The 9,554-nt window shown below is 70.3% G+C and carries 10 protein-coding genes; 5 read left to right on the plus strand and 5 right to left on the minus strand.

Annotation, left to right across the window (positions count from 1 at the left end):
- The first annotated feature begins 406 nt into the window (after positions 1-406).
- Positions 407-1,321: a peptidoglycan-binding domain-containing protein gene (locus tag V9U70_RS30545; protein ID WP_419723962.1), complete on the plus strand. Its 915-nt coding sequence runs from the start codon at positions 407-409 to the stop codon at positions 1,319-1,321.
- A 92-nt stretch (positions 1,322-1,413) separates the two neighbouring features.
- On the opposite strand, the gene V9U70_RS10265 is transcribed toward V9U70_RS30545, so the two are convergent.
- Positions 1,414-2,385 (minus strand): helix-turn-helix domain-containing protein, encoded by a 972-nt coding sequence (locus V9U70_RS10265; protein ID WP_336674188.1) that lies wholly within the window; start codon positions 2,383-2,385, stop codon positions 1,414-1,416.
- Between the two features lie 404 nt (positions 2,386-2,789).
- Here V9U70_RS10265 and V9U70_RS10270 point away from each other — a divergent pair, with 404 nt between their 5' ends.
- From V9U70_RS10270 to V9U70_RS10285, 4 genes are read left to right on the plus strand one after another with little or no spacing between them, the layout of a single operon-like run.
- Complete coding sequence (locus V9U70_RS10270; RefSeq protein WP_336674189.1) at positions 2,790-3,209, plus strand: peptidoglycan-binding domain-containing protein; 420 nt, start codon at positions 2,790-2,792, stop codon at positions 3,207-3,209.
- Between the two features lie 30 nt (positions 3,210-3,239).
- Entirely contained in the window at positions 3,240-3,647 is a 408-nt protein-coding gene (locus V9U70_RS10275; protein WP_336674190.1) for a peptidoglycan-binding domain-containing protein, read from the plus strand.
- A gap of 21 nt (positions 3,648-3,668) precedes the next feature.
- The gene (locus V9U70_RS10280; RefSeq protein WP_336674191.1) at positions 3,669-4,028 is read left to right on the plus strand and encodes a hypothetical protein; all 360 of its coding nucleotides are present in this window, start codon (positions 3,669-3,671) and stop codon (positions 4,026-4,028) included.
- On the plus strand, positions 4,025-4,462 hold the full coding sequence (locus V9U70_RS10285; protein ID WP_336674192.1) for a peptidoglycan-binding domain-containing protein: 438 nt from the start codon (positions 4,025-4,027) through the stop codon (positions 4,460-4,462). The genes V9U70_RS10280 and V9U70_RS10285 overlap by 4 nt, the downstream gene beginning before the upstream one ends.
- 206 nt (positions 4,463-4,668) lie before the next feature.
- On the opposite strand, the gene yjfF is transcribed toward V9U70_RS10285, so the two are convergent.
- The 4 genes from yjfF to V9U70_RS10305 form a co-directional block, all read right to left on the minus strand.
- Positions 4,669-5,646, minus strand: a complete 978-nt coding sequence (yjfF, locus tag V9U70_RS10290) for a galactofuranose ABC transporter, permease protein YjfF (RefSeq protein WP_336674193.1) — start codon at positions 5,644-5,646, stop codon at positions 4,669-4,671.
- Positions 5,643-6,650, minus strand: coding sequence for an ABC transporter permease (locus V9U70_RS10295; RefSeq protein WP_336674194.1), 1,008 nt, complete (start codon positions 6,648-6,650; stop codon positions 5,643-5,645). The genes yjfF and V9U70_RS10295 overlap by 4 nt, the downstream gene beginning before the upstream one ends.
- Positions 6,647-8,197 (minus strand): sugar ABC transporter ATP-binding protein, encoded by a 1,551-nt coding sequence (locus V9U70_RS10300; RefSeq protein WP_336674195.1) that lies wholly within the window; start codon positions 8,195-8,197, stop codon positions 6,647-6,649. Before V9U70_RS10300 ends, V9U70_RS10295 begins: the two co-directional genes overlap by 4 nt.
- A gap of 75 nt (positions 8,198-8,272) precedes the next feature.
- The gene (locus tag V9U70_RS10305) at positions 8,273-9,238 is read right to left on the minus strand and encodes an ABC transporter substrate-binding protein (RefSeq protein WP_419723963.1); all 966 of its coding nucleotides are present in this window, start codon (positions 9,236-9,238) and stop codon (positions 8,273-8,275) included.
- Positions 9,239-9,554: the final 316 nt, after the last annotated feature.

Raw genomic sequence — 9,554 nt, forward strand, 5'->3', positions numbered from 1 at the left:
GGCACCTCCGGGGGCCCGCACGCAAGCGGTGCGGGGAGAACGAGTTGGTGCCGGGAGCTTGTCGGGCCCGGCGCCGGCCTGGCCAGGATTCCGGCGCACTGCGGGAGATCCCGGGATGCTCACCCTTGTGACCTGCGGTTTCCCATACCGTGCTGGGGTGGGTGGGACGACTGGGACGTGGGGGCAGGCCACCGGCCGACCGGACGGCTGTCTCCCGCCCGCCGGTGAGGCGTCCCGGCCGGTGTCCCGCCGTTCCGGCCCGGGCGCAGCCTCCACCCAGGTCAGGAGCCCCGGACGGACCAGAGGCCGTCCCCTCGCGTCCCGACTCCCGCCGGGACCCGGGACCCGAGCCGTTCGCCGGTCAAGACTGGAGCACGTCACAGCAGTTCGACGAAGGACATTTCCGATGAGACGTATCCCCGCCCTGATCACCACGGTGCTGGCCGCGGTGCTGGCCACCCTGCTGGCCGCTCCCGCAGCCCAGGCGGCCAGTTGGCCGGTGGTGGGCACCGGCCACACCGGCGCCGACGTCACCACCGTCCAGCACCTGCTCACCGCCCGGAACCACGCCACCTCGGCCGACGGGATCTTCGGGAGCGACACCGCCACCAAGGTCAAGAGCTTCCAGCGTTCCCAGGGCCTCACGGCCGACGGCTACGTCGGCCCCGACACCTGGTCCAAGCTGGTCGTGATGGTCTCCTCGGGCGACGACGGCAGCGCGGTCAAGGCGGCCCAGGTCCAGCTCAACGAGTACGGCTACGGACTGTCCGTGGACGGCGCCTTCGGCCCGGCCACCGTCGCCGCCGCGAAGAAGTTCCAGCAGAGCAAGGGGCTGAGCGCCGACGGCATCGTCGGCCCCAACACCTGGAAGGCCCTCGTCTCCGGCGCGGGCTCCGGCGGTGGCGGCGGCGACGGCGGCAAGCTGTCGCACTCCCAGGTGGCCACGATGTTCCGCAACGCGGGGATCGCCTGGACGTCGTCGGGCAACTGCTCGAACCGCAACATCAGCACGTGCACCTCCTTCGAGCAGATGCGTCGCACCAGCGCCGAGGGCACCGTCGCCCTGAAGCGTGCGAGCGGCTGCTCGATCCTGGTCACCGGCGGCACCGAGACGGGGCACGCCTCGGGGCAGTACAGCCACTGGAACGGCTACAAGGTCGACTTCAGCCCGCAGTCCTGCATCAGCAACTACATCACCGGCAACTTCACCTTCATCGGCAACCGGGGTGACGGCGCCGCGCAGTACAAGGCGTCCTCGGGCAACATCTACGCCCGCGAGGGCAGCCACTGGGACGTGACCTTCCACAGCTGCGGCTGCTGAGAGGGCCGGACACACGCCCCGGAGGCCGGTGACGGCCTCCGGGGCAGCCGTGCCGGAGGCGCGAGCCGAGGACACACCGGGAGAGCCGCGGGTCAGCCCCGTTCGTTCTCGTCGGTGACCGCCTCCCGCTGGGGAGACGCCCCGCCCTGCTCCGTGCAGAACTCCCGCCCCTCCAGGAGTTCGGCGCACGCGCGCACCGCGGCCGGGTAGGGCGCCTCGACCATGGGGGAGTAGGTGTCGCCGTCATAGCTGATCGCGCGTTCCTGCATCACCCCGTGCTCGGTCTCGACCCGGGCGACGTCGCCGACGCCGGCCTCCGTGATCCGGGCCCAGGCGGATCGGCATCCGGGGCTGTACCGCAACTCCAGGTAGGTGTCACCGCGTTGTACGGCCGCGGCGGTCCACACGCCGATGTGGCAGTTCAGGCGCTGCGGGTCCTTCTCCCGGCACTCGAAGCCTATGCATCCCGAGACGGCGGAGCTGCTGAGCTCCTCCTCTGCACGCTCCTGACCGAGAGGGATGCCGAGTGCGAGACCGAGCGCCGCGCCGGCCCCGGCGACGGCCGTGAAGAGCAGGCTCTTGCGCCACGGGCGCCCGCCCGCGCCCCGGGCCCCGGCCGAACCCGTGTCGCCGGCTTCGCCGCTCGTCACGGTGCCGGCCGCCGCCTCCTGCACACGGTCGGCCGGCGTCCCCTGCCCGCTCTCGCCCTCGTGTGCCGCGCTGCCGCCGCCCCCAGCCGCGTCGGAACGCGGGCCCGCGGCCGCATCGGCGCGCGGGCCCGGGGCCGCACTCTCCGCCGGCTGGGCCCCCCGCTCCGCACGCTCCGCCGCGTCACGCAGTACCAGCAGCGCCTCCGGGTGCACACCGACGGTGCGGGAGAAGGTCAGTACGGCGGACTCCGGCGGGATCACCTTGCCGTTGAGGTAGCGCTCCCAGGACGACTTGCTGTAGTTGGTGCGTTTCGCCAGCGCTGCCAGGGTCAGACCGTTGAGCTTCCGTAGTCTGCGCAGTTCCTCCGACAGCTCCGGCGCTGGCGTCTTGAGTCTTCGACGCTCCGACGTCATGCTCCGCCTTTCTGCGATGCGCTCGCTCTCCACAAGTAGGGTCACCCTAAAGCTTGCTGACGACCCGGGGGACGCCCGGCCGTCGGGAGCACGCCCTGGGCGCCGTGTCTGAGCCGGGCCCGTCCCACGCCCCGCGCCGTCCCGCCCCCGTCCCTTCGTGGGCGCCCGGCCCCTGGCTGTTCGGCCAGCTCACGGGCGTCCCGCGTCCCGGGACGTCTCTGCCGGACCCCACCGCGGGCGCCCGGCCCGAAGGCTCCGGCATCCTGAGTGCGGCGCGCCGGTCGAGCGCCACGTGACGGCCGCGCCCCGCACGTTCGTCGGCCAGACGCCGGGCCCCGGCCGTGCCGGCTTGCCCCTGCTCACCGTCGGGGCGCACAGCCCCGCCCCACCGAGGAGACACCATCATGCCCGCGACCGCAGGACGCCGCCCGATCGCTCGGGCGCTCACCATGGTCCTCGCCGCCTCCGCCGCCCTTCTCGCGCTGCCGGCGCCCGGCGCCTCGGCGGCCGCACTGCCGAACTGCACCATGGTGGACCCCAAATCGAAGATCATTCCGGCCGTCGGCTGGGACCAGCACCAGTGCGTGCTCGCGACGGGCAACCAGGGAGCTGCCGTACGTGCTCTCCAGAACGCGCTGCGCGCCTGCAACGGCCAGAGCATCGCGGTGGACGGCGTCTACGGCCCCGCGACCCGGCAGGCGGTGATCGCCGTCCAGTCGAGGGCGGGCATCGCCCGGGACGGCGTCTACGGCCCCGACACCGCCCAGGCGATGCGCTGGCGCGTCGGCAGCCACTGCTACTCCTACCTGTCCGTCGTCGCCTGAACCAGAACCCCGCAAGAACGGAGACCTCTCATGACCGCCTCACTCTCCAGCCGCTCACGCGGACTGCCGCTCACCGCGGCGCTCGCCCTGGCGGCGGTCGCGGCGGCCGTCCTGCCCGTGGCGACCGCCGCACCGGCGCACGCGGCCCTGCCCCAGTGCACCCAGGCAGTACGCAGCATCCTGCCGCTGAGCAGCTCCGGCTCCCCGGACTGCGTCATGGGCGTCGGCAACGGCGGCGAGGCCGTGAAGCGCCTCCAGAACTCGCTGCGGCTGTGCAACGGCCAGAGCATCGCGGTGGACGGCGTCTACGGCGCCAAGACCCGCGACGCGGTGAAGAACGTACAGCGCCGTTACCGGATCACCGTGGACGGGGTGTACGGGCCCCAGACGCGGGACGCCATGTCCTGGTACATCGGCGCCGACTGCAGCGGCCTCTGACCCGTCTGACCAAGGAGAAGCATGAAGACCCTCTCGCGCGCCGGTGTCACCGCCGCAGCCCTGGCACTGCTCGCCACCCCGGGGACGGCCTCGGCCGCTCCGGCCCCGGCCGCCTCCGCGTCCGGCATCGGCGACTGCCCCTATCCGTACGTGTGCCTCTACCACCCGACGACGGGGCAGAAGCTCGGCCAGTTCCAGGACGTGACCAGCGGCTACCAGTCGATCACGCGCCGGACCTACGACGTCACCAACACCCGTTATGACGATGTCGTGTACTTCCGCCACTTCAACTCCTACGTCTGCGTCAAGCCGCGGGTGAACCGCACGAGCCTCCCGGCGACCGACGGAATCAGGATCAGCTGGGAGGCGACGTGCGGATGAGCACCGTGAAGGCCAGGACGATGGGGGCCGCCGCGCTGTGCACGGCCGTGTTCGCGGGGCTCGCGGCCGGCTCGCCCGCCGGCGCGGCCCCCGCGTCCGGCGAGCCCCGCGCCGCTGCCGCCAGCCACTCGTGCACGCAGCCGGCCTACCGGAACACCTCGACCTACTACGGCCTGTACGCCGGGTACTCCTGGTCGTGGAAGTCGTACGTCGGCCACGGGCAGTCGGGGAACACCAGCGCGCGGATCAAGGAGATCCAGTGCCTGCTGAAGTACGCGCACAAGGTCGACCCGGGGGCCGTGGACGGCCTGTGGGGCCCCAACACGTACAACGCCGTCGTCCGCTACCAGCAGAGTGCCAACCTCGCCGCCGACGGCATCGTCGGCCCCCTGACCTGGCGTTCGCTCCGGGTCGGCGGCCACCACGTGCCCTGACGAGAGAACGCGTCGGCCCCGCCCGGGGCTGACGCGGCCCCTCGCCCGCCTCCACGCGGCGACGGGGCCGGAGCGAGGGGCCGGGCCGCCCCCCGTGCGGCTTCCGGCCGCCGCGCCGGCCCTCCAGGAACGCGGCCCCGACGTCGCGCGGGGAGGGGCGCTGCCGCCGGCCGCCGCTCACGGGGGCCGGCCGGCGCCGGCGACGCTCAGGGCTGCCGGCGGACGATCAGGCGCTGGAGCACGATGAAAGCGAGGAGGAGCACGCCGATGACGATCTTCGTCCACCAGGAACTGAGGGTGCCCTCGAAGGAGATCAACGACTGGATGGTGCCGAGTACCAGCACACCCACCACCGAACCCGCCACGTAACCGGTCCCGCCCGCCAGCAGAGTCCCGCCGATGACGACGGCGGCGATGACGTCGAGCTCCATGCCGACGGCGTGCAGACCGTAGCCCGAGAGCATGTAGAGGCTGAAGAGCAGGCCGCCCAGCGCGGAGCAGAAGCCGCTCACCACATAGACGCCGACCTTGGCCCGGCTGGTGGCCAAGCCCATCAGGCGGGCGGATGACTCACTGCCGCCCACCGCGTAGACGGTGCGGCCGAAGCGCGTGAGGTGCAGGACGTACACGGCGGCCAGGACCACGGCCAGCGCGATCACGACGCTGTAGGTCAGGACGATGTCGCCCGGCAACGTGATGGCGCCGCTCGCGAAGTCACGGAAGGCGGGTTCGGTGATGGAGACCGACTCGACGCTGATGAGGAAGCACAGGCCTCGGGCCAGGAACATGCCCGCCAGCGTGACGATGAACGGCTGGACGTCGAAGTGATGGATGACCAGGCCCATGAGCAGGCCCAGGGTGGCGCCGGACGCGAGGACGGTGACGACCGCGAGCAACGGAGGCCAGCCCGCGTTGAGGGTGGCCGCGGCGATCATGGTCGACAGGGCGGCGACCGCGCCGACCGACAGGTCGATGCCGCCCGTCAGGATGACGAAGGTCATGCCCACTGCGAGGACGATGAGGAAGGAGTTGTCGACGAACAGGTTCGCGACCACCTGCCCCGACGCGAAGTTCTCATAGCGGACCGACCCGGCTCCGAAAGTGACCACGAACACGGCGAAGGTGGCGACCACGGGCAGGAAACGCTGGGGAAGTCGTACGGAGGAAAGAGCCAAGGCGCTCATCCGGCGGCCACCTCCTGGGAGCGGGACGTAGGAACAGCGGTGTTGCGGCGCGCGCGGAGCATCTTCGTCGTCCGGGGCGACTGGAGGAGGCAGACGAGGATCACCACGACGGCCTTGAAGACCAGAGTGACGTCGGTCGGGACACCGATGGTGTAGACGGTGGTGGTCAGGGTCTGGATCACGAGGGCGCCCAGCATGGTCCCGACGAGGGAGTACCGGCCCCCGGCCAGCGAAGTGCCTCCGATGACGACGGCGAGAATCGCGTCCATCTCGATCCACAGGCCGGCGTTGTTGGCGTCGGCGGCGTTCACGTTGGAACTGATCATCAGGCCCGCGACGCCCGCGCACAGACCGGCGAAGACGTAGACCGTCCAGGTGATCGTGCGGGAGCGCACGCCCGCGAGCTCACCGGCCTTGGGGTTGATCCCCACGGCTTCGATGAGCATGCCCAAAGCGGTGCGGCGGGTGATGAGGGCGACTGCCGCCAGAACGGCGAGGCTGATCAGGATGGCGATCGGCAGGACGAGGAAGCCCGAGCCGATCTGCCGGTAGAGGGGGTCCTTGACGGTGATGATCTGGCCCTCGGTGAGCAGCATGGCGCCGCCGCGGCCCGCCGTCATCAGGACCAGGGTGGCGATGATCGGCTGGATTCCGAGGACGGAGACCAGGAAGCCGTTCCACAGCCCGAGCAGGACGCACACGCTCAGGGCCAGCAGGATCGCGGTCACCGCGTCCCCGCCGCCGGATATGTAGGTGCAGGCGATCGCGCCGGCGATGGCGGCGACGGCCCCCACGGACAGGTCGATGCCGCGGGTGGCTATGACCAGGGTCATGCCGACGGCGATCAAAAGCGTCGGCGCCCCGTTGCGGAGGATGTCGACGGTGCTGCCGAAGAGGTGCCCGTCCTGAATCCGGAGTTCCACGAAGGAGGGCTCGACGGCGATGTTGAGGGCGATCAGCGCGGCGAGGGCGAAGAGCGGCCACAGCAGCCGCCCGCGCGTCATGAGGCCACCGCCGTGGCGGGGTGGTCGCCCGGAGCGGCGATGACCGACATGATGGTGTCCACCGAGACGTCCTGGCCGGTCAGTTCGGCTACTTTGTGACGGTCACGCAGGACGACGACCCGGTCGGACACGCGTACCACTTCTTCCAGTTCGGCGGAGATGAACAGCACCGCCATTCCCTCGGCGGCGAGATCGGCCACCACTTTCTGGATGTGCGCCTTGGCGCCTATGTCGATGCCCCGGGTCGGTTCGTCGAGGATGAGCAGCCGAGGCCGGGTGACCAGCCAGCGTGCGAGCAGCACCTTCTGCTGGTTGCCGCCGGAAAGGGTGCTCATGAGGGCGTCGGGGTCGGCAGGACGGATGTCCAGCTTCTCGATGTACTCCTTCACCAGCGCCTCTGAGGTGCGCCTTGGGATGGGGCGCGCCCAGCCCCGGGCGGCCTGCAGAGCGAGCACGAGGTTGTCGCGGACACTGAGATCGGCGACGACCCCCTCGGCCTTGCGGTCCTCGGAGCAGAAGGCCACGCCCTGGGCGATCATCGCCCGGGGGCCGCGGGGCCGGAGTTCGCTGCCGTCGATCGTGAGAGTGCCGGTGTGCGCGCGGTCCGCGCCGAACAGCAGCCGGGCCAGTTCGGTGCGGCCCGAGCCGAGCAGACCGGCCAGGCCGACGACCTCCCCGGCGTGGATCTCCAGGTCGAGGGGCGCGATCGCGCCCGCGCGGCCCAGGGCGGTGGCGGTGAGCAGCGGCGCGGCGCCGGGCGCCCGGGTCTCCGAGCGCCGCTGCACCTCCTCCAGTGCCCCCATCTCACGGCCGAGCATCGCTGAGACGAGTTCGATGTGGTTCATCTCGGAGGGCAGGTACTCACCGACGAGAGAACCGTTGCGCAGGACGGTCATGCGGTCGGCGATCTCGTAGATCTGGTCGAGGAAGTGGGAGACGAACAGGATGGCGACTCCGTCGTCGCGCAGCACGCGCACGATGCGGAAGAGTTCGGCGACCTCGTCGGCGTCGAGGCTGGAGGTGGGCTCGTCCAGAACCAGGACCCGTGCGTCCACGACCAGTGCCCTGGCGATCGCCACGAGTTGCTGCACGGCGATCGGGTGAGAGCTCAGGAGGGAGGCGGGATCGATGGACAGGCCGATGCGGGCGAGCAGTTCCTTCGCCCGCGCGCGCATGGCCCGTGCGTCGATGTGCCCCAGCCTGCGCGGCTCGCGGCCCAGCAGGATGTTCTCCGCCACCGAGAGGTTGGGGAGGAGGTTGACCTCCTGGTAGACGGTGCTGATCCCCGCTTCCTGAGCTTGACCGGGCGTGTCGAAGACGACCGGTCGGCCCTGCAGGCGGATGGCGCCTGCCGTCGGAGCGTGCACGCCGGTGAGTGCCTTGATGAGGGTGGACTTGCCTGCCCCGTTCTCGCCCATCAGGGCGTGCACTTCCCCGGGGAGCAGGCGGAAGTCGACGCCTGAGAGAGCTTTGACGCCGGGGAACTCGACGCTGATGCCGCGCATCTCCACCACCGGGGCGCTGGTGAGCGCTGAGGAATCGGTCATGACCAATGCTTTCGTCGTGGGTGCAGTCCCTGCCGCCGTCAAAGGCCCACGGGGGCAGGGACTGGTGCTCCGGGGTCAGTACTGCCGGTCGGGCAGTGCCTTCTGGGCCTGCTCGGGCGTGAAGGTGGTCTCCTCCGTGACCACCCGCTTGGGGACCTCCTCGCCGTCCACGACCTTCATGGCGAGGTCCATGAGCTGGTCGCCCAGGAGCGGGTTGCACTCGACGATGAAGTTGATCTCCCCGTCGGCCAGGGCCTGCATCCCGTCCTTGACGGCGTCCACCGTAATGATCTTGATGTCCTCGCCGGGCTTCTTGCCGGCGGCCTTGATGGCTTCGATGGCGCCCAGCCCCATGTCGTCGTTGTGGGCGTAGACCACGTCGACGTCGGGGTTGGAACGCAGGAAGGCCTCCATGACCTGCTTGCCGCCGGAGCGGGTGAAGTCACCGCTCTGGGAGGCCTTGATCGTGATGTCAGGGCGTGCGGCGATCTTCTCCGCGAACCCCTTCTTGCGGTCGATGGCGGGTGCGGCGCCGGTGGTGCCCTGCAGTTCCACCACGTTGACGGGGCCCTCGGTGTTCTCGACCAGCCACTGGCCGGCCTTCTCGCCCTCCTCGACGAAGTCGGAGCCGAGGAACGTCTCGTACAGGGTCTCGTCGTCGGAGTCGACCGCGCGGTCGGTCAGGATCACGGGGATGCGCGCCCGCTTGGCCTCCAGCAGCACCGCGTCCCAGCCGGTCTCCACCACCGGGCTGAAGGCGATGACGTCGACCTTCTGCTGGATGAAGGAGCGGATGGCCTTGATCTGGTTCTCCTGCTTCTGCTGGGCGTCGGAGAACTTCAGTTCGACGCCCGCCGCCTTCGCGGACTGCTGGATGGACTTGGTGTTGGCCGTGCGCCAACCGCTCTCGGCGCCGACCTGGGCGAAGCCCATCGTGATCTCGCCGCCCTCGCCGTCCTTGCTCGAGGTGCTGCCCGAACCGCACGCCGTCAGTGTGGCGAGCAGCAGAACGCTGACACCCGTGGCGATCTTCTTCAACACTGCTTCCTCCGTGCTCAACTGTGCCCACTCGGGGTGGCGAGCTTCGCGTGACCGGAGTCACTGGTGCATCAGAGTGAGCGCTCACATCTGCACAGTCAACCCCTGGGAAACGGCAATTGCGCATCGCTGGGACAGGAATGAGGATGCGATATGTTAGCGCTCATTATCGTGTCGCCCCGGATGGTCGAGAGGCACGAACGCCTCTGCTCCGGATCTCGGCGGACGGGGAGAGGGTGCGCTGGCTGTCAGCCCCCTAAGGGCTGTCCCGTAGTCCCTGGTGGATCAGCGTGCGGCGTCAGATGCGGTGCATCGCAAG

This window comes from Streptomyces pratensis (genome assembly GCF_037137275.1).
GTDB lineage: Bacteria > Actinomycetota > Actinomycetes > Streptomycetales > Streptomycetaceae > Streptomyces > Streptomyces pratensis_B.